The following is a 20,076-nucleotide window of genomic DNA, read 5'->3' on the forward strand; positions in this document are numbered from 1 at the left end:
GGCAAGACGTCACAGTGCGGTGAAATCGATTGCCTGATACAAATCGGCGCCAATGCCGGCAAAACTCAACAACGCCGGTAATTGTTCGGCAAAACCCTGGTAACCATGATCGCCGCCGGCCTGAATGCGCAAGGCGCAGGCCCGGTAATACTGCTGGGCGAGGCGATAATCCAGTGTTTCATCGCCGGTCTGCAACCACACCTGATAGCGCTGCGCATCCACGGGTGCCGGCACTTCCAGCTCGGCCAGGGCCGTCACATGGTCATGGGTCAGTTCCCAGGTCTCATCGGTATACAGGTTTTTCTGCGTGCCCAGGTAGCCGTCGAACATCCGGTGCGGGCTGACCGCCGGGTTGACCAGCAGGGCTTTCAAGCCGTGGCGCTCAGCCAAGTGAGTCGCATAGTAGCCGCCGAGTGAGCTTCCCACCAGCAACGGCCGGCCCAGCTCGGCAATCGCCTGCTGCAACTGACCGATGGCTTCATGCGGGTGGTGATGCAGCGCCGGGACACGCAATTGCTCGCTCAAACCCAGCCGTTCCATCACCTCGACCAGCTGACAGGCCTTTTTCGAGGCCGGCGCGCTGTTGAAACCGTGGATATAGAGGATCGAACCGGACATTTGAGCTCCCTGAGTGTCGGCGAAAGATAGCGGAGTTTACAGGGAGAAAGCCCCTCACCCTAGCCCTCTCCCGGAGGGAGAGGGGACTGAATGGGGGATATTCAAGAGCTACACCGACTTGAGCGAGTTTCAGCGAATCCATAATCGACACATTCTTTCAGGTCGATGGATAATGCCAGACACCTCGGTCAGCTCCCTCTCCCTCCGGGAGAGGGCTGGGGTGAGGGGCTCTTGATCGAAATCAGTAGCCTTCGGAGCCGTAATCGACGGTGAACTCGAAGTCGGTAACGCGCTCGACACCGGTCTCCAGCCGCCCGTCCGGCAACAGCCGCAACCAGCGATAGCCCGGCGCCTGTTCGCCGACCTTGAAGTCGTGACTGCCCGGTTCGAACTGGATGCAGGTCGACGGTGAGGCCATCAGCCGTACGCCGTTGCGTTCGCGATCGATCTCTTGATGCACATGCCCCCACAGCACCGCGCGCGCCTGTGGAAAACGATCGAGCACGTCGAAAAACGCTTCCGGGTTGCGCAAGCCGATCGGCTCCATCCACGAGCATCCGATCGACACCGGATGATGATGAAAACACACCAGATGATGGCGCTCCGGCGCTTCGCTCAACGAACGGGCCAGCAGTTGCAGCTGATCGTCCTGCAGATAACCCGGCACCGAGCCCGGCACCGCCGAATCGAGCAAGGTCACGCGCCAGTTGCCGACATCGACCACCGATTCCAGCAATGCACTTTGCACCGCGGCCTGAGCCATGATTTGCGGCTCATCGTGATTGCCGGGAATCCAGCGCGCCGGCGCATTGATCTGCGCGGTCATCTGGCGAAACAGTTGATACGACTCAAGTGTTCCGTCCTGTGACAAATCCCCCGTGGCCAGCATCAGGTCAATCCGCGGCTGCTGCTTGAGTACCTGCCCAATGACCTTTTGCAGACTCTCGCGGGTGTTCATGCCCAGCAGCGTGCCGTCCGCCTCGGCGAACAGGTGACTGTCGGATAACTGCACCAGCAACGCCGGATCGGCGGTGGTCAATGTGGATACGCTCGGCAAGGCGTTCTCCCAGGGCAAAAGCACGGTATCGGTTGAGTGCCGCAATTATGCTGGGGGATGACGCAAAGGGGAAACCGGCGAACCGGACGCAGTTCACAACTAGCGTACGACTTCGTACTCGTGCCCCAGGGCCAGGCAATGGCTCAGCCATTCCCCCAGGAACAGATTGAGCTGGGCCTTTTCATCCGGCTGATGCATCGCGGCGTTCGGGTAAGGATAGATGCCGCGAAAGCGTCGTGCATGTTCGGCGCTGATCACCTCGGCCATGCGTGCATCGTGATAGACCTGCACCTCCAGTTGCGGCACCGGCAACCACGGCAGACTGTGCTCCTGGCGCACCTGCAAAGTGGTGGTGTACGGGCAGGTCTGCAGCACTTCGAGGGCCAGCACGCCGAGCATCTGCTCGCCCTGAGTCACGGCGATGCGCCGCGCTTCGGGGTCGTTGCGCATGTCCGGCACCAGTCGCATCAGGCGCGCGTAGTTGGCCTCGCAGGCGGCTTGCAGCCCCGCAAGGTCAACTCGATAACGATCGCGCAGCTTGTTTACGACCATAACCCCCTCACTTCGGCGCGGTTCAGCGCCAGCCATTGCAAGGCGATGATGCTCGCCGCATTGGCAATGCGTCCGTCACGGACGGCCTGCAAGGCATCTTCAAAGGCCCAGACCGTAACGCGGATATCTTCTGCTTCTTCCTCCAGCCCGTGCAGGCCGCCTACGCCGTCGGTGCTGCAGTGCCCCAGGTACAAATGCACGAATTCGTTGCTGCCGCCCGGCGACGGAAAATATTTGGTCATCGGCCACAGGGCCTTGATGTCCAGTCCAGCTTCCTCCTGTGCCTCGCGGTGAGCAACTTCTTCCGGCACTTCAACTTTGTCGATCAGACCGGCGACCAGCTCAACCAGCCACGGGTTGTCGGTCTTGCCCATGGCCCCGACGCGAAACTGCTCGAGCAGCACCACTTCGTCACGCTGCGGATCGTACGGCAGCAGGCACACGGCATCGTGGCGCACGAAGACTTCGCGGTTGATCTCGCGGCTCATGCCGCCGGCGAACAGCTCATGGCGCAGGTGCAAACGGTCGAGCTTGTAGAAGCCCTCGTAGCAGCGCTCGCGCTTTACGACGTCGACGTTGGCCGGAGTGGCGTTGGCAAAATCTGTCATGAGCATCCTCTCTTACTGCAAATCCCGATACGAGGTGCCTTGTGGTGACCGGCAACCTCGACTTCGCGCCATCCTAACGCGCCGGTGATGATTGATGCAGCCCCTTTACCGTCAGCGGGATGGACGGTGGCGGCGAAACCCACTCTAATTAGCTTAGTGGCGAACTGACTGCCTCGGCGAGAGTCGAAGCGGATAACTTTTTGCCTTCCCCTGTTTCAGAAAGGACGCCCATGTCGCTTTTCAAAATTGCCTCCGTGGCCGCCATCGCCCTGACCCTGGGTGCCTGCGCCAACCTGTTCCAGCCCAACTACCGCACGCCGCTGGAAACCACCCGCGACGCCTCGGAAACCCTGAAACCCGGCTGTTCCAACCCCGATTGTCCGCTGGTGAATATCGATACCGTGCACTTCGCGGCCGAGCCTGCACTGGACGGCATTATCGAAAAGCGCCTGCTGCAAATGACCCGCACCGAGCAGAACGCAGCGGTCGCGCCAACCCTGGCGGCCTATCGTGATCAATTCCTGCGCACCGCCGGCCCGCGCAACAGCAGCTATCTGCAGGCCAAGGTACGCGAGCAGCATGACGGCTTGGTGATCATCGAACTGTCGAGCTACCTCGACACCGGCGGCGCCCATGGCACCCCGGGGCGCGGCTTCATCAACTACTCGCGTCAGCAGCACAAGGTGCTGAACCTGTCGGACATGTTGCTGCCGGGTCAGGAAGACGCGTTCTGGAAGGCCGCGCAGGTGGCGCACAACAGCTGGCTGATCAGCACCAAGCTCGATCAGGAAGCGGATTTCGTGAAGAGCTGGCCGTTCGTGAAAACCCCGAACGTGGCGCTGACCTACGGTGGCGTGATCCTCAAGTACGACGTGAGCACCATCGCGCCTTACGCGCTGGGCCACGTCGAACTGAAGATTCCTTACCCGCGTCTGAACGGCATCCTCAAACCCGAGCTGTTTCCCGGCCGTAACTGAAAGCCCGGCCCAGCACCAGTTGCAACAGCCCTGCCAGCACCAGTGCCGGCAGGGTCGCGCCGACATCCGGATACAGATTCGCCAGCAAGTGGTAGGTGCTGATCCCGCCCAGCCACGCCAACAGCGCCGGCCAGCGCAATGCGGCTGACGCCACGTGGGCGCTGCGCTTGCGCAGAATGAAGTGATCCACCAGCACCACGCCGAACAGCGGCGCGAACACCGAGCCGATCAGCAACAGGAAGTTCTGGTACTGCGCCAAGGGCGCCAGCAGTGCAATCAGGGTGCAGATCACGCCGATGGCCAAGGCCAGATGCTCGACCTTCAAACGCAACAGAATCCCGCTGGAAACCGCTGCCGAATGAATGTCGGCGAAAGCGTTTTCCGACTCATCCAGCAGAATCAGCAACAGCGGAATGCCCAGACCGGCCCCGGCCAGTGCCAGCAGCAACGCATTGACCTCACCGCTTGGCGCAAACGCCAGGGTGTAGGCCACGCCGAGGCTCATCAACCAGAAGTTGCCGACGAAGAAACCGATCGCCGTGCCGCCGAATACGTTTTTTGCGCGTTTGCCGAAACGCGAGTAATCGGCGATCAGCGGCAGCCACGACAGCGGCATGGCGATGGCAATATCGAAGCCCACGGCAAACGGCATCGAACCGTCCCCCGCACGCGCCCAGAGTGCCGCCAGATCCGCCTTGGCGAACAGATTCCAGGTCAGCCAGATGCACGCCGTCAGGATCAGCCAGATACCCCATTTGCGCAGGATCTTGCGCACGAACGTCAGTGGCCCGCTGACCGCGAGCAAGGTCGCCAGCGCACCGAAGCACAACGTCCAGAGCATCGGGCTGGCCCACAGCGAACCTTCGCTGAACGCGCGAGTGCCGAGCAGGCAGGCGGCGTCGCGCATGACGATGATTTCGAACGACCCCCAACCGATCAGTTGCAGCAGATTGAGCAGCGCCGGCAGGCTCGCGCCTTTGCTGCCAAGGCTGAGTTTCAGCGCGGCCATCGATGACAGGCCGGTGTCGCTGCCGATCACGCCGACGGCGGCCAGCAGCAACACGCCAACCAGCGTGCCGAGGAAGATCGCCAGCAGCGAGCCGGAGAGGCCCAGACCGGGCGCGAGCAACGCGCCGGTCTGCAACACCATCAGGCCGATGCCGAGGGAGAACCACAGGGAAAACAGATCGCGACCGCCAAATACTCGCTTGTCGGCGGATACGGCGAGGTCGGGGGAATAAGTGCCGGGTTGAATGCTCAAGGGTGTTATCTCAGAGGGACATTTGTTGTTGTGTGTGATCGCACACCATTCCTGTGGCGAGGGAGCTTGCTCCCGCCCGGCTGCGCAGCAGACCCAAAACCGGCCAACGCGTTCTTTCAATCAGAACGCGTTGGCCGGATTTACGACTGCTTCGCAGCCGGGCGGGAGCAAGCTCCCTCGCCACAGAGGCTCCGGTCATCCCAGAGCCTTTCAGGTCAGATCAAACCTTCTTGTACAGCTGACTGCCTTCCTTCTTGAACCGCTCGGCCTGTTCCGCCAGGCCTTGGGCGACATCCACGTCGACCGCGTCGATCCGCTGGTTGGCCGCGTATTCGCGGACTTCCTGAGTGATCTTCATCGAGCAGAACTTCGGCCCGCACATCGAACAGAAATGCGCGACCTTGGCCGAATCCTTCGGCAGGGTTTCGTCGTGATACGAACGCGCGGTGTCCGGGTCCAGACCGAGGTTGAACTGGTCTTCCCAACGGAATTCGAAACGCGCCTTGCTCAAGGCGTTGTCACGAATCTGCGCGCCCGGGTGTCCTTTGGCCAAGTCCGCTGCGTGGGCGGCGATCTTGTAGGTGATGATCCCGGTCTTCACGTCATCCTTGTTCGGCAGGCCCAAGTGCTCCTTCGGTGTCACGTAGCAGAGCATCGCGCAACCGAACCAGCCGATCATTGCCGCACCGATACCCGAGGTGATGTGGTCGTAACCCGGGGCGATGTCGGTGGTCAGCGGGCCGAGGGTGTAGAACGGCGCCTCGTCGCAGCACTCCAGCTGCTTGTCCATGTTTTCTTTGATCAACTGCATCGGCACGTGGCCCGGGCCTTCGATCATGCACTGCACATCATGTTTCCAGGCGATCTTGGTCAACTCGCCGAGGGTTTCCAGTTCGCCGAATTGCGCTTCGTCGTTGGCGTCGGCAATCGAGCCCGGACGCAGGCCATCGCCCAGCGAGAAGCTGACGTCGTAGGCCTTCATGATTTCGCAGATTTCGTCGAAGTGGGTGTAGAGGAAGTTCTCTTTGTGGTGCGCCAGGCACCACTTGGCCATGATCGAACCACCACGGGACACGATGCCGGTCACGCGCTTGGCGGTCAGCGGCACGTAGCGCAACAGCACGCCGGCGTGGATGGTGAAGTAGTCGACGCCCTGCTCGGCCTGCTCGATCAGCGTGTCGCGGAACAGCTCCCAGGTCAGGTCTTCAGCGACGCCGTTGACCTTCTCCAGCGCCTGATAGATCGGCACGGTACCGATCGGCACCGGCGAGTTGCGGATGATCCACTCGCGGGTTTCGTGAATGTGTTTGCCGGTGGACAGGTCCATCACGGTGTCCGAGCCCCAGCGAATGCCCCAGGTCAGCTTCGCCACTTCTTCTTCGATGGACGAACCCAGGGCGCTGTTGCCGATGTTGCCGTTGATCTTCACCAGGAAGTTGCGGCCGATGATCATCGGTTCCAGTTCGACGTGGTTGATGTTGGCCGGAATGATCGCGCGGCCGCGGGCGATCTCTTCGCGGACGAACTCAGGGGTGATTTCTTTCGGGATGCTCGCGCCGAAGCTGTGGCCGGCGTGTTGCTGAGTCAACAGGCCGGCAGCACGGGCCTCTTGCAGCTTCATGTTTTCGCGGATGGCGACGTATTCCATCTCGGCGGTGATGATGCCTTTGCGCGCGTAGTGCATCTGGCTGACGTTGGCCCCGGCCTTGGCGCGGCGCGGGTTGTTGACGTGGGCAAAACGCAGTTTGGTCAGCTCCGGATCGGCCAGGCGCTCCTGACCAAAGTTGGAGCTCAGGCCTGGCAGACGCTCGGTGTCGCCACGGTCGTCGATCCACGCCGAACGCACGTCGCCCAGACCTTTGCGCACGTCGATCACCACGTTCGGATCGGTGTACGGGCCCGAGGTGTCGTAGACGGTGACCGGCGCGTTGATTTCGCCGCCGAAGTCGGTCGGCGTCACATCGAGGGTGATTTCGCGCATCGGCACGCGGATGTCCGGGCGCGAGCCCTGAACGTAGACTTTTTGCGAACGGGTGAACGGCTGAACCGACTGCTCATCGACCTTGGCCGAGTCACTCAGGTTGATCGCGTTTTTAGATTTTGTAGTCATCACGGGCTCTCCAGACAGCATCCAGGCAGTGGATTGTCGGAGCAGAACCTGAAAGGCACGGACGCACCAGGAAAGGTGCTGTGCATCGTCGTCGAGCGTTCGATTGTCGAACAATTTCCCGGACGAAGCACAAGAGGACTCGCCGGGTGACGAGAAATCTTGTTCCCTACGCAGGCGCTAACCTGATCAGGTTCAACGGGATCCGAAATTATTCGATCTCAGCCTCATAGCAAGGCACCCCGACAAGAACCCGGCCAGTCTAGACACAACCGGCAAAGAACGCCAACACCGCGGCAAACACCATGATGAATGGCGCAATTACCGGGACTTGCAGGATTGTTGCCGCACGTTTGCACAACTACACTCGCTGTGCCCTGCGCACCTTGACGCTGTCGGGGCCGCGCCGTAGCCTTGGCGCGCACATTATTTTCGTAATATTTTTGCTAGGGATCGCCTCATGCTGCGCAAACTTTCACTGGCTCTTGCCGTGTCTTGTGCGTCCAACGCAATGGCCTGGGCAGCAGAAGCGCCCTTGTCGACCAAGACCGATCTGGTCAGCGTCTATCAGGAAGCCGTCGACAACAACGCCGATCTGGCCGCCGCCCGCGCCCAGTACGGCGCGCAGAAAGAAGTGGTGCCGCAGGCCCGTGCCGGCTTGCTGCCGAACCTGTCCGGCGGCGCCGAAGTGGCGGACGTGCGCACCTCGATCGACCAGCCTTCAGCCATTGCCAATCGCAGCGCGCATTCCTATCAGGCGACCCTGGCCCAGCCCTTGTTCCGTGCCGACCGCTGGTTCCAGTACCAGGCCGCCAAGGACGTCAACGAACAGGCCGCCCTGCAACTCTCGGCCAGCGAACAGAACCTGATCCTGCAATCAGCCGAAAGCTACTTCAACGTGCTGCGCAGTCAGGACAACCTGGCTTCGACCAAGGCAGAAGAAGCCGCGTTCAAGCGTCAGCTCGACCAGTCCAACGAGCGCTTCGATGTCGGCCTGTCGGACAAGACCGACGTCCTGCAATCACAAGCCAGCTACGACACCGCGCGTGCCAACCGGATCGTTGCCCAGCGTCAGGTCGACGATGCCTTCGAAGCGCTGATCACCCTGACCAACCGTCAGTACAACTCGATTCAGGGCATCGTCCATACGTTGCCGATCCTGCCGCCGACACCCAACGACGCCAAGGCCTGGGTCGACACCGCCGCCAAACAGAACCTCAATCTGCTGGCGAGCAACTTTGCGGTCAGCTCCGCCGAACAGACCCTCAAGCAGCGCAAGGCCGGCCACTTGCCGACCCTCGACGCCGTGGCCAAATACGAAAAGGGTGACAACGACGCCCTCGGCTTCGCCAACCCTAACGCCTTCGGCACGCCGTACGGTGGCAACGTCGATCAACGCACGCTGGCGTTACAACTGAACATTCCGATCTACAGCGGCGGGCTGACCAGTTCGCAAGTGCGCCAGTCCTATGCGCAACTGGATCAGAGCGAACAGCAGCGCGAAGCCCTGCGCCGGCAGATCGTCGAAAACACCCGCAACCTGCACCGCGCGGTGAACACCGATGTCGAGCAGGTACAGGCGCGGCGCCAGTCGATCATTTCCAACCAGAGCGCGGTGGAGGCCACGGAAATCGGTTATCAGGTGGGGACGCGCAACATCGTCGACGTGCTCGATGCTCAGCGCCAGCTGTACACCTCGGTGCGCAACTACAACAACACCCGTTACGACTACATCCTCGACAACCTGCGCTTGAAGCAGGCGGCGGGGACGTTGAATCCGGGTGATCTGGAAGACCTGCGACGTTATTTGAAGGCCGACTACAACCCGGACAAGGACTTCCTCCCGCCGGATCTGGCCAAAGCCGCCGAAGCACAGCTCAAGGCACGGCCGTAAACAGAAAACAAGATACCTGTGGCGAGGGAGCTTGCTCCCGCTCGGCTGCGCAGCAGTCGTAAACCTGGCGACTCGATGTCTCTGGGCTTGGGGCAGCTGCGCTGCCCAACGGGAGCAAGCTCCCTCGCCACAGGGGTTGAGTGCAAATCAGCGAATCAACCGGCCCAGCCCATCCAGCAGCCGCTGCAACGCTCCCTGATTACGGCGCATCACCGCCAGTCCAGCCTCGGCCATGCGCTGGGCATCGCGCGGCAATTCGAACAGGCGCTGCACTTCCACCGCCAGCCCTTCGGCATCATCCACTTCGGCCAACGCCCCGGCCTCGCGCAACTGCGCGGCGATGTCGAGGAAGTTGAACAGGTGCGGGCCACTGATGACCGGTTTGGCCAGTGCCGCCGGCTCCAGCAGATTGTGCCCGCCGTTGGGCACCAGGCTGCCACCGACAAAGGCGCTGTCGGCCAGTGCATAGAGAAACAGCAACTCGCCCATGGTGTCGCCGAGCAGCACCGAAGTGTCCGCCTCGACATTGGCACCGGTGGAACGACGCACCGTGGCAAAGCCTTCGCGCTGGCACAACTCGAACACCGAATTGAAACGCTCGGGATGACGCGGCACCAGAATCAGCAGCGCATTCGGGTAATTCGCCAGCAGGCGACGATGGGCGTCGAGCACCACTTCGTCTTCGCCTTCGTGGGTGCTGGCGGCGATCCACACCGGGCGTTCCAGCGCATGCCATTGGCCGCGCAACTCATGGGCGCGCTGCAGCAGTTGCGGGTCGATGGTCAGGTCGAACTTGATCGAGCCGGTGACCTCGACCGTCTGCGGGCGCGCGCCGAGATCTCGGAAGCGCTGGGCTTCAGCCTCGGTCTGCACCGCGAAAAAACTCATTTCAGCGAGCATCGGCGCGGTCAGCTTGCTGAAGCGCCCATAGCCCCGCGCCGAACGCTCGGACAAACGACCGTTAGCCAGCGCCACCGGTATCCCGCGTTTGGCGCACTGATGAATGTGGTTGGGCCACAGTTCGGTTTCCATGATCACCGCGAGTTTCGGTTTGGCGTGATCAAGAAAACGCGCCGCTGCGCACGGCAAGTCGTATGGCAGATAGCAATGCTGGATGCGCGGCTCGCTGGCGAACAGTGCCTGTATCCGCTCCGATCCGGTCGGGGTCATGCAGGTCACGGTGATCGGCAGCTGTGGATAACGTTGCAGCAAGGCGCGAATCATCGGTGCAGCAGCGATACTCTCTCCCACCGATACCGCATGCACCCAGATGCCTCCGGGTCGCAGTGACGGCATGCCATAAGAGAAGCGCTCGCCAATCCGTTTGGCATACGCCGGAGCCTTGCGCGAGCGCAGCCACAGCCGAATCGCCACCAATGGCAGCCCCAGGTAAAACAGCGCGGTGTAGAGAGTTCTATTCATGGCGGCGGAGTTTATCGACTTTTGTCGCCGATCGCCCGCAAGTGCACGGCAAAACGTTCCGCCAGCCACCTTGCGGCAGGGCCGAGAGGTTCGTCGCGGCGCCAGACCAGTTCCACCACCAGCGCCGGCGGGGTCCATTCACTGTCCAGCTCAACCATCAGGCCCTGATAGGTCGAATACTGCACCACATGCCGGGGCAGCCACGCCCAGCCAAGATCCCGCACCAGCCATTCGGCCATCACATAGAAACTGTCGGCACGCCACACCTGCGGGCTAGCCGGTTCGTTGCCGGGGTAGACGCTGGTTTGCGTCGACATCAGCAATTGCCGATGCTGCGCCAGCTGCTGGCAGGTGACGTAGGACTGCGTCGCCAACGGATGATTGATGCCGCAGACGGTGACCATTTCCACCCGCCCCAAGACCCGACGTTCCAGCGCTTCGGGGATTTCATCGTGATAGAACAGCAGGCCCAGATCGGCACGGCGTTCGACCAGTTTGCGCGCCACTTCGCCTTGGGCGGCGCTGGTCAGTTGCACTTCGAGGCTGGGAAATTGCCCGGCCAGCGCATCGAAGCTTTCCACCAGTGCCTGATAAGGCATGGCCTCGTCCTGGGCCACGCGCAACTGCGCTTCCTGACCGCGCATCATCGCCATCGCCCGACCGTTCAGACGCTCGCATTGACGCAACACTTCTCGCGCCTCTTCGAGCAGCGCCTCGCCGGCTTCGGTGAGTCGGGGCTGGCGACCACTGCTACGCTCGAACAGGCTGACGCCCAGATCATCTTCCAGCAGGGCAATCGCGCTGCTGATCGCTGACTGCGCCTTGCGCTGCTGGCGTGCTACGGCGGAGAACGAGCGCTGTTCGGCGACGCTGACGAAGGCGCGCAATTGTTCCAGATTCCACTGGGTATTCATCGATCGACCCATCTTCAAAACAGATAGGTAATGACTTTACCGCATCTGGCGAATCACTAGAATGCCGCCTCAGCAAGCAACGTTTTACATGAGGATCTACACATGAACGCCTACGCCTTCCTGGCTATCGCCATCTGCGCCGAAGTGATCGCCACCGTTTCGATGAAAGCGGTCAAAGGCTTGAGCACCCCGCTGCCGCTGATTCTGGTGATCGTCGGCTACGGGATCGCCTTCTGGATGCTGACCCTCGTTGTCCGCACCGTGCCGGTGGGTGTCGCCTACGCCGTGTGGGCGGGCATGGGCATCGTCATGGTCAGCGTCGCGGCGCTGTTCATTTATGGGCAGAAACTGGACGTGCCAGCGATGCTCGGGATGGCGCTGATCGTGCTCGGTGTGGTGGTCATCCAGTTGTTCTCCAAGACCGCAGGGCATTGAAGAAAAAGATCGCAGCCTTCGGCAGCTCCTACATTGGAATGCATATCCCTGTAGAAGCTGCCGAAGGCTGCGATCTTTTTTCGCCTCTGAGCTCCGATCTCCGAGTCTGTATACTGCGCCCTCGTCTTGAACACTGAGGTCGTTGCATGCCATCCGTTATTTCCACCGACGTGCTGATTGTCGGCGCTGGTGTCGCCGGCCTCTGGCTGAACGCGCGCCTGCGCCGCCAGGGTTTTTCGACCGTGCTGGTGGAAAGCGCCAGCCTCGGCGGCGGGCAGAGTGTGAAGTCCCAAGGCATCATCCACGGTGGCGCCAAATACGCGCTGCACGGTGCACTGACCGGCGCCTCGGAAGCCATCGCCGACATGCCGCGCCGCTGGCGTGAGGCGCTGGCCGGCAACGGCGAGCTGGACCTGTCCGGCGTGCGCGTGCTGTCCGAAGCGCATTACCTGTGGTCGCCCGGCACCCTCGCCGGCAACCTCACCAGTTTCTTCGCCAGTAAAGCCGTGCGTGGCCGAGTCGATCAGGTCAAGGGCGATCAACTGCCGCCGGCCCTGCAAGACAAGCGCTTCAAGGGCAAGGTCTATCGCCTCGCCGAACTGGTGGTCGACGTACCGAGCCTGATCCAGCGCCTGGCCGATCTGGCCGGTGACGGCCTGCTCGCCGGGCAAAACATCGAGCCGCTGTTGGAAGCCGGTGTGCTGGTCGGTCTGAAAGTCGACGGCCGCGAGATTCGTGCCCAGCGCATCGTGCTCAGCGCAGGGGCCGGCACCGCGCAGTTGCTGGAAGACCTGGGCCTGACCCAACCGGCGATGCAACGCCGACCGCTGCACATGATCATCGCCAAAGGCCCAAGCCTGAAGCCGTTGTACGCCCATTGCCTGGGTGGCGGCACCAAGCCGCGCATCACCGTCACGACTCACCCGGCCGCTGATGGCAACTGGGTCTGGTACCTGGGCGGCGACATTGCCGAAAGCGATGGTGTGGCCCGCGAGCCTGCCGAACAGATCGCCACCGCGCAGAAAGAACTCGGCCAATTGCTGCCGTGGATCGACCTGAGCCAGGTGCAATGGGCGACCTTGCGGGTGGATCGCGCCGAGCCGCTGCAAACCGGCCTGACTCGCCCGGACAACGCTTTCCTTGCCGAGCAGGGTCGCCTGCTGGTGGGCTGGCCGACCAAACTGGCGCTGGCACCGGACTTTGCCGACCGGGTCATCGCCTCACTGGAGCGCGACGGCATTCAGCCGCAACCTGCCGAAGCATTGCCGGCGCTGCCAAAACCACCGATGGGCGTACCGGCCTGGGAGCAATTGTTGCCATGAGCGTAGCGACCCTGCACGAACTGCATCGCCCGCTGGGCAGCACCGGCCTGCTGGTGTCCCCGCTGGGCCTGGGCACGGTCAAGCTGGGCCGCGACCAGGGCGTGAAATACCCCAACGGTTTCCAGATCCCCGACGATGACGCGGCACGCTTGCTGCTCAATCAGGCCAAAGGTTTGGGCATCAACCTGATCGACACTGCCCCGGCTTATGGCCGCAGCGAAGAACGCCTCGGCCCGTTGCTGCGCGGCCAGCGGCAGGACTGGGTGATCGTCAGCAAGGTCGGTGAAGAGTTTGCCGACGGCCTGTCGCGCCATGACTTCAGTGCGGCGCATACACGGATGTCGGTCGAGCGTAGCCTGCAACGTCTTGAAACCGATTTTATCGACCTGGTGCTGGTGCACTCCGACGGCAACGATCTGGCGATCCTTGAGCACGAAGAGGTCTACGCCACCCTTGCCGCACTCAAGGCCGAGGGCAAGATTCGCGGGTTCGGTTTCTCCGGCAAAACCGTCGAAGGCGGGCTCAAGGCGCTGGAGCAAGGGGACTGCGCGATGGTCACCTACAATCTGAACGAACAGAGCGAGAAGGCAGTCATTGACTATGCTGCTGCCCACGGCAAAGCCATTCTGGTGAAGAAGGCCCTGGCCAGCGGCCATGTGTGCCTGAGCCCCGGCGTGGATCCGGTACGCGCCAGCTTCGAGCTGTTGTTCCAGCAGCCCGGCGTGGCCAGTGCTATTGTCGGGACGATCAATCCGCTGCACCTCGCCCATAACGTTGCGACCGTTGCCCAGGTCCTTTGTGGTCACTGACGCCGCCCCGCGGCCTTAAGCAGGAGCCGACATGCCGCGTACGCTCATCAGAAAGAACCCGAGCAACTTCAAGACACTGCCGCTGTTCGTCGAGGCCACGCCCGAGGGTCTGAGCTATCAGAGCGTCGGCATGCCGCTGAATTTCGCCCAGACCTTGCAGCGGCGCAAACCGGTGAGCGTGGCGGATGCCGAGCGTTTCGCGGTAGAGCTGGCCAACCTCGGAGTCTCGGTGCGCCTGACCCTGCATTGGCAGAATCGCGACTACTGGGTGCTGGTGCGCCAGCGTCGGCAGGATCGCGGCGACGTGGTGCTCAAGCTGATTTCCGGTTACGTGCCAGCCCATGAGCTGAACATCCCGCTGCACACCGCGATTCAAGAGATTGCCGAAGAGTGCCTGCTGGAAACCCCGGAGGGCTGGCTCGGCGGGCGATTCAACGACACGTGGCTGCCCGCGCCCTACTCGTCCGCCCTGCATTATCGCGAAGCGCTGCCGTTTCGCCTGACGCCGTTGTCCGGCTCGGCGCGGCCGGTGCGCTGCGCCAATCTGCAATTGCTCGAACGGCCCCGGGCCTATGTGCATTTGCCCACCGCGTCGCTGCAACTGATCTACGACCTGCGCCTGGAAGTACCAAAAGAAGCCAAATCGCTGAGCCTGTTTCATGTCGATGAGCGGCTGGAGGGTGATCAACTGGTGGCGCGCCTGGACCGCAAGCGTCCGGATCTGTACCTGATGCCGTTGCAGGATGGTGAGCCGCTGGCTGAGCTGTACACCTTGAAGAAAGGTCAGCTGTCTCCGGCCGGCACGCGCGGTCTGTATCTGGCCGAAAGTTTTGCCAGACAGGATGGCTGGCTGGTACGCGAGGAGCGGATTCGCTGGAAGGACTGGCTGCGCCAGCAAGGCCTGACGCCGCCGGAGAAACCCACGGGCCTGGCGCGATTGCGCGGCAAGGCGAAGCAACTGCTGAAGAAGATCGTACCGCGCAAGAAAGTCAGTTCCTGAAACGCAAAGGATCGCCGCTTGCGGCAGCTCCTGCAGGGAAGCGCATTCCAATGCAGGAGCTGCCGCAGGCGGCGATCTTTTTAGCTTGAATCAGTGACCGCGAATTTTCTCCACGATCGCCGTGGTCGAGCTGTTTTCCACCAGCCCCAGCACTTTCACCGTGCCGCCGTAAGCTTTGACGATGTCGGCGCCGACCACCTGGTCGATACCGTAATCACCACCCTTGACCAACACATCCGGTTTGACTTCGCGCAGCAGGTTTTCCGGGGTGCCTTCCGGGAAGCTGATCACCCAGTCCACCGCGCCGAGGCCGGCGAGGACCGCCATGCGGCGGTCGACACTGTTGATCGGACGCCCCGGCCCTTTCAGGCGGCTGACCGAGGCGTCATCGTTGATCGCCACGATCAGACGGTCGCCCTGGGCGCGCGCCTGCTCGAGGTAGGTCACGTGCCCGGCATGCAGAATGTCGAAGCAGCCGTTGGTGAAGACGATGCGCTCGTTATGCGCACGGGCATCGGCCACTGCCAGTACCAGTTGCTCCAGCCCCAGCACACCGCGTTCCGAACCTTCTTCACGCTGGATCGCGCGACGCAGTTCCGGAGCGCTGATTGCTGCAGTACCGAGCTTGCCGACCACAATACCGGCGGCCAGGTTGGCCAGCGCCACCGCGTGCGGCAGTTCTTCACCGGCAGCAATTGCCGCCGCGAGGGTGGAAATCACCGTATCACCGGCACCGGTCACATCGAACACTTCACGGGCACGGGCCGGCAGGTGCAACGCCGGATGCTCCGGACGCAGCAGGGTCATGCCGTGTTCGCCACGGGTGACCAGCAGCGCGCCAAGTTCGAGATCGTGCATCAGGGCGGCGCCCTTGCTCACCAGCTCGTGCTCATCGGCGCAACCACCGACGATGGCTTCGAATTCGCTGAGGTTCGGCGTGATCAGGCTGGCGCCACGGTAAATCGAAAAATCCTTGCCCTTGGGATCGGCCAGCACCGGAATGCCTTTGGCCCGGGCCGCCTGAATCAGGGCCTGATGGTTCTTCAGCGCGCCTTTGCCGTAGTCCGACAGCACCAGCACTTTGATGCCCTCGAGCAGATCATCGACCTGCGAGGCCAGGGCCAGCGCATCGGTGGCAAACGGTTCTTCGAAGTCGATACGCAGCAATTGCTGGTGCCGGCTCATGACCCGCAGTTTGACGATGGTCGGCTGATGCGCGATGCGCTGGAACAGGGCACGCACGCCCGCGCCCTTGAGACTGTTGCTCAGGCTGTCGGCGGCTTCGTCATCACCGGTCACACCGACCAGCGACGCCGGCGCACCCAGCGCGGCAATGTTCAAGGCAACGTTGGCAGCACCGCCCGGACGGTCTTCGATTTGCTCGACTTTTACGACCGGAACCGGTGCCTCAGGGGAAATCCGTGAGGTTCCACCATGCCAGTAACGGTCGAGCATGACATCGCCGACCACCAAGACTGGGGCTTGATCGAATCGCGGCATGGACAACTTCATGGAGCAACCCACATACAAAATGAACAGGGGCGCGATATTAACACAGGGTTGGCGCAGGCTTGAGTGCAGCCTGCAACAGGATGAAACAGTCCGTTACTTTGCTCATTTTTTGAGCACCAGCGCCGCCAGTTGCTCACAGGATTCGGACAACTCCAGCGTCTCGGTGTCGATCTGCCACTCAGCTGCCAATGGCGCTTCGTAAGGACTGTCCACGCCCGTAAAGTGCGTGATCCGACCTTCCCGCACGGCCTGATACAACCCTTTCGGATCGCGACGGGCGCAGACTTCGAGCGAAGTGCTGACGTGCACTTCGATGAAATCACCCTGGGCAAACAACCTGCGCGCAGCATCGCGTTCGGCGCGAAACGGCGAAATGGCCGCAACGATCACTATCAGCCCGGCGTCGACCATCAACCGTGCTACCTCGGCCATGCGCCGGGTATTTTCCCGGCGGCAGGCGTTGCTCATGCCCAGGTCGCGACACAGGCCATTGCGCACATTGTCGCCATCGAGCAGAAAGGTGTGCAGACCCGACGCATGCAGGTGCAGTTCGAGGGCATTGGCCAAGGTTGACTTACCGGCGCCGGAAAATCCGGTCAGCCACAGGCAGCGTGGGCGTTGCGCCTTGAGCGCTGCACGGGCCTGATGTGACAACGCCAGACCGTAAGGCCGAATGGCCGGGGCTTGCATCGGCATTGACAGGAACTCATTCATAACCGAGCAACTCGTAATCACGCTGATAAACCCGACGCACCAGACGCCGGGTGCGCACCGTACAGAACTCCCGCGCCGGCATCGTTTGCCTTTCCCGCGAGCCGTTGACGTGAGGCAACTCGCCAGTCAGCCGCAACTGTTCGCAAACCAGACGAAAATCCCGCGCCAGATGCTCCTGATAACCGATGAAGTCCAGCGCCAGATGCCCCAGCGAATCGGTAAGAAAGTCGGTCTGTGCCGCAAAGTGCAATTGCCGGGCAATCGTTTCCGGATGCAGCCAGCGTGCGACAAAATCGTCGAAATCCCGGTACTGCCGCACCAACTGCTGCGCCGAATGGTCACGCGCGCTCAACTCGTTGCCACGCAAAAAGGCGTAGGCCGAATAGGCGCGCTCGAGTGGGTCGCGGACAAAGGCGAACTTGAAGGCGTTGGCGAACTGCTCGGGGAATTGCTCTTCGTACCAGTACAACGGCAAGTGCCCGGGACGCCAGCCGTCGAACAACGCCGTGCAAACGCTGCTGCCGGCACATTTCGGGACATGGATGAACAGGCAGGAGCGCTGCTGGAAGGGCTGGGGAAACGTCAGGTTGGCCGACATCGACTTGTTCACCACCTGCCGATCGACCACCGACAGGCGCCCGAGCAGAAAGGCTCGCTGCGGCTTGGGCAGCAGTTTCCAGAGATAGCGTTGCAACATGAAAGCACCCGCGCGACGGGGATGGCCCCCTCGATAAAAGTCAGAGTTCAGTGAGGAACCTTAACAAGCGCGGTGTCCGGATTTATTCCGGTTTGGTCAAGAAGGGTAAAGGTCTGGATACAAACGACTGTGGGAGCGAGCCTGCTCGCGATAGCGGGTGAACATGCGACACGGACGTCGTCTGTTGCAGTGCTTTCGCGAGCAGGCTCGCTCCCACAGGGCAGGGCCTGGAATCAGGCGATATCTTCGGCCGGCGCATCCAGGCCCATGGCGTTGAGGCGCGCGTAGTAACCATTTTGCGCCAGCAACTGATCATGGGTACCACGCTCGACAATCCGCCCCTGATCCATGACCAGAATCAGATCGGCCTTCTCGATGGTCGACAGACGGTGGGCGATCACCAGTGTGGTGCGACCCTTCATCACCTGATCCAGCGCGGCCTGAATATGTCGTTCGGATTCGGTGTCGAGCGCGGAAGTAGCCTCGTCGAGAATCAGCAGCGGAGCATTCTTGAGCAGCGCGCGGGCAATTGCCAGACGCTGGCGCTGGCCACCGGAAAGCAAGACGCCGTTCTCGCCGACCTGAGTGTCGAGGCCTTGCGGCAGTTGCGATATGAAGTCCATTGCGTAGGCATCACGCGCGGCTTTCTCGATGTCTTCACGTGGCGCGCCGGCCAGATCGCCATAAGCGATGTTATTGGCCACGGTGTCGCTGAACAGGGTGACGTGCTGGGTCACCTGGGCGATATGACGGCGCAGATTGAGCAGCTTGTATTGCTCGATTTCCACATCGTCGATAAGGATTTCGCCCTTGTCGTGGTGATAGAAACGTGGAATCAGGTTGGCCAGCGTTGATTTGCCGCTGCCGGAGCGGCCGACCAGCGCGACCATCTGTCCCGGCTGGACCGAGAAGCTGATGTCGTCGAGCACCTGACGTTCGGTGCCCGGGTAGGTGAAGCTCAGGTTGCGCACGTCCAGGCGACCGCTCACCGAATCGCGCTCGACGGTGCCCGTATCGACTTCCGGCTCGACGTCCAGTTGCTCGAAGATGCTTTCGGCACCGGCCACGCCTTTCTGGATGGTCGAGCTGACTTCGGACAATTGACGGATCGGCTTGGGCAGCAGACCTGCCAGGGTGATGTAGGCGACCATGTCACCGGCCGAGGCGTCACCGCGCAGGAACAGCACGAGGAACATCAGCACCGCCATGGCGGTGTAGATCACCAGTTGCAGCATCGGCGTGTAGATCGCGCCGGTACGGGTCATGCGCAGTTGCTTGTCGGTATTGCTCTGGCTGGCGTTGAGGAAACGTTGCTCTTCGTAAGCCTCGCCGCCGAAGCTGCGCACCACGCGATAACCCTGGATGGTTTCCGAGGCCACATGCGTGACATCGCCCATCGCCAGCTGGATCTTCTTGCTCTGCTTGCGGAATTTCTTGCTGGCGGTGCGCACCATTACGGCGATGAGCGGCAGGATCGCGACCATCACCAGGGTCAGCTTCCAGTTCATGAACAGCAGCGAGGCAAACAGGAAGATCACCGTCATGCCTTCACGGATTACGACCTTGATCGCATCTGTTGCCGCCCCCGTGACCATGGTCACGTTGAAGGTGATACGCGAAATCAGATGACCGGAGTTATGCTTGTCGAAATAGCGGTTAGGCAGTACCAGCAGGTTGTTGAACAACTGCACGCGCAAGTCATGCACAAGCCCGAGGGAAACCTTGGCCAGGAAGTAGTTGCCCAGATACGAGCCCAGCCCCTGCCACGCAGCGATGAGAATGATCAGCAGCGGTACGGCCTGCAGCAGTTGCAGGTCACGCAGGTAAGGCACGGAGGGAAACAGCACCGCTTCAGGATTGGACAGGCCATCGACAAAGTACTTGAGGATGTAGCCGAGCATCGGCTGCGTCGAGGCGAAAATCAGAAAGCCGACGATGCTGATCAGGAACAGACTGATGTACGGCCGGACGTAGCCGAGCAGGCGGAAGTAGATTTTCAAGCTCGAAGGGCTTGCGGCGGGACTGGAGTCGGTCATATCACGCGAAAGTCGATAAAAAGGACGCTGACTTTAGCACAGCTTCTTCAGGGTTCTGGCAATCGGCGAAAGGCTGTTATTGTTATGCACCTTTTCTGCATCAAATAGCCATCACTCGAATGGTCGATCAACCTCAGGAAT

The 20,076-nt window shown here is 61.6% G+C and carries 18 protein-coding genes and 1 riboswitch; of the genes, 6 read left to right on the plus strand and 12 right to left on the minus strand.

Going from position 1 to position 20,076, the window contains the following annotated elements; genetic code table 11:
• Nucleotides 1-9: 9 nt before the first annotated feature.
• From OC71_RS06170 to OC71_RS06185, 4 genes are all read right to left on the minus strand, one after another.
• Nucleotides 10-618: a YqiA/YcfP family alpha/beta fold hydrolase gene (locus OC71_RS06170; protein ID WP_041065766.1), complete on the minus strand. Its 609-nt coding sequence runs from the start codon at nt 616-618 to the stop codon at nt 10-12.
• A gap of 241 nt (nt 619-859) precedes the next feature.
• Nucleotides 860-1,675, minus strand: coding sequence for a 3',5'-cyclic-AMP phosphodiesterase (gene cpdA, locus OC71_RS06175; protein ID WP_041065769.1), 816 nt, complete (start codon nt 1,673-1,675; stop codon nt 860-862).
• A 99-nt stretch (nt 1,676-1,774) separates the two neighbouring features.
• Nucleotides 1,775-2,227, minus strand: a complete 453-nt coding sequence (locus tag OC71_RS06180) for a DUF1249 domain-containing protein (RefSeq protein WP_007967395.1) — start codon at nt 2,225-2,227, stop codon at nt 1,775-1,777.
• Nucleotides 2,218-2,835 (minus strand): NUDIX domain-containing protein, encoded by a 618-nt coding sequence (locus OC71_RS06185; protein ID WP_041065772.1) that lies wholly within the window; start codon nt 2,833-2,835, stop codon nt 2,218-2,220. Before OC71_RS06185 ends, OC71_RS06180 begins: the two co-directional genes overlap by 10 nt.
• A gap of 230 nt (nt 2,836-3,065) precedes the next feature.
• Between OC71_RS06185 and OC71_RS06190 the strand changes: the two genes are divergently transcribed.
• Nucleotides 3,066-3,812, plus strand: coding sequence for an RsiV family protein (locus tag OC71_RS06190; protein WP_041065775.1), 747 nt, complete (start codon nt 3,066-3,068; stop codon nt 3,810-3,812).
• Here the strand turns inward: OC71_RS06190 and cytX are convergent.
• Together cytX and thiC are read right to left on the minus strand one after the other, a co-directional pair.
• Entirely contained in the window at nt 3,781-5,073 is a 1,293-nt protein-coding gene (cytX, locus tag OC71_RS06195) for a putative hydroxymethylpyrimidine transporter CytX (RefSeq protein ID WP_041065778.1), read from the minus strand. The genes OC71_RS06190 and cytX overlap by 32 nt on opposite strands.
• A gap of 220 nt (nt 5,074-5,293) precedes the next feature.
• Nucleotides 5,294-7,183 (minus strand): phosphomethylpyrimidine synthase ThiC, encoded by a 1,890-nt coding sequence (gene thiC / locus OC71_RS06200; RefSeq protein WP_041065780.1) that lies wholly within the window; start codon nt 7,181-7,183, stop codon nt 5,294-5,296.
• Nucleotides 7,184-7,329: 146 nt separating this feature from the next.
• Nucleotides 7,330-7,435: riboswitch (TPP riboswitch) on the minus strand.
• 205 nt (nt 7,436-7,640) lie between these two features.
• Here thiC and OC71_RS06205 point away from each other — a divergent pair.
• Entirely contained in the window at nt 7,641-9,074 is a 1,434-nt protein-coding gene (locus OC71_RS06205) for a TolC family outer membrane protein (RefSeq protein ID WP_041065783.1), read from the plus strand.
• Between the two features lie 147 nt (nt 9,075-9,221).
• Here the strand turns inward: OC71_RS06205 and waaA are convergent, their stop codons facing one another.
• Nucleotides 9,222-10,496 carry a lipid IV(A) 3-deoxy-D-manno-octulosonic acid transferase gene (gene waaA / locus OC71_RS06210; RefSeq protein ID WP_041065787.1) on the minus strand — a complete coding sequence of 425 codons (1,275 nt, stop codon included), beginning with the start codon at nt 10,494-10,496 and terminating at the stop codon, nt 9,222-9,224.
• 11 nt (nt 10,497-10,507) lie between these two features.
• Nucleotides 10,508-11,410: a LysR family transcriptional regulator gene (locus OC71_RS06215; protein ID WP_041065790.1), complete on the minus strand. Its 903-nt coding sequence runs from the start codon at nt 11,408-11,410 to the stop codon at nt 10,508-10,510.
• A gap of 102 nt (nt 11,411-11,512) precedes the next feature.
• Here OC71_RS06215 and OC71_RS06220 point away from each other — a divergent pair, with 102 nt between their 5' ends.
• The 4 genes from OC71_RS06220 to OC71_RS06235 all read left to right on the plus strand — a co-directional run bounded on the left by OC71_RS06220 (nt 11,513) and on the right by OC71_RS06235 (nt 14,976).
• The gene (locus OC71_RS06220) at nt 11,513-11,845 is read left to right on the plus strand and encodes a multidrug efflux SMR transporter (RefSeq protein ID WP_003221050.1); all 333 of its coding nucleotides are present in this window, start codon (nt 11,513-11,515) and stop codon (nt 11,843-11,845) included.
• A 146-nt stretch (nt 11,846-11,991) separates the two neighbouring features.
• Nucleotides 11,992-13,167, plus strand: coding sequence for an FAD-binding oxidoreductase (locus tag OC71_RS06225; protein WP_041065793.1), 1,176 nt, complete (start codon nt 11,992-11,994; stop codon nt 13,165-13,167).
• Nucleotides 13,164-13,976, plus strand: coding sequence for an aldo/keto reductase (locus tag OC71_RS06230; RefSeq protein WP_041065796.1), 813 nt, complete (start codon nt 13,164-13,166; stop codon nt 13,974-13,976). Before OC71_RS06225 ends, OC71_RS06230 begins: the two co-directional genes overlap by 4 nt.
• Nucleotides 13,977-14,007: 31 nt before the next feature.
• On the plus strand, nt 14,008-14,976 hold the full coding sequence (locus tag OC71_RS06235; RefSeq protein WP_041065799.1) for a hypothetical protein: 969 nt from the start codon (nt 14,008-14,010) through the stop codon (nt 14,974-14,976).
• Between the two features lie 90 nt (nt 14,977-15,066).
• On the opposite strand, the gene hldE is transcribed toward OC71_RS06235, so the two are convergent.
• The 4 genes from hldE to msbA all read right to left on the minus strand — a co-directional run bounded on the left by hldE (nt 15,067) and on the right by msbA (nt 19,935).
• Nucleotides 15,067-16,488 carry a bifunctional D-glycero-beta-D-manno-heptose-7-phosphate kinase/D-glycero-beta-D-manno-heptose 1-phosphate adenylyltransferase HldE gene (gene hldE, locus OC71_RS06240; protein WP_041065802.1) on the minus strand — a complete coding sequence of 474 codons (1,422 nt, stop codon included), beginning with the start codon at nt 16,486-16,488 and terminating at the stop codon, nt 15,067-15,069.
• A 102-nt stretch (nt 16,489-16,590) separates the two neighbouring features.
• A complete protein-coding gene (gene cysC / locus OC71_RS06245) occupies nt 16,591-17,202 on the minus strand; it encodes an adenylyl-sulfate kinase (protein WP_041065805.1) in 612 nt (203 codons plus the stop codon).
• Complete coding sequence (locus OC71_RS06250) at nt 17,195-17,899, minus strand: sulfotransferase family 2 domain-containing protein (protein ID WP_041065808.1); 705 nt, start codon at nt 17,897-17,899, stop codon at nt 17,195-17,197. The genes cysC and OC71_RS06250 overlap by 8 nt, the downstream gene beginning before the upstream one ends.
• Before the next feature lie 233 nt (nt 17,900-18,132).
• Nucleotides 18,133-19,935 (minus strand): lipid A export permease/ATP-binding protein MsbA, encoded by a 1,803-nt coding sequence (gene msbA / locus OC71_RS06255; RefSeq protein WP_041065811.1) that lies wholly within the window; start codon nt 19,933-19,935, stop codon nt 18,133-18,135.
• Nucleotides 19,936-20,076 lie beyond the last annotated feature (141 nt).

Origin of the sequence: Pseudomonas sp. W15Feb9B (assembly GCF_000828175.1) — a bacterium.
GTDB lineage: Bacteria > Pseudomonadota > Gammaproteobacteria > Pseudomonadales > Pseudomonadaceae > Aquipseudomonas > Aquipseudomonas parakoreensis.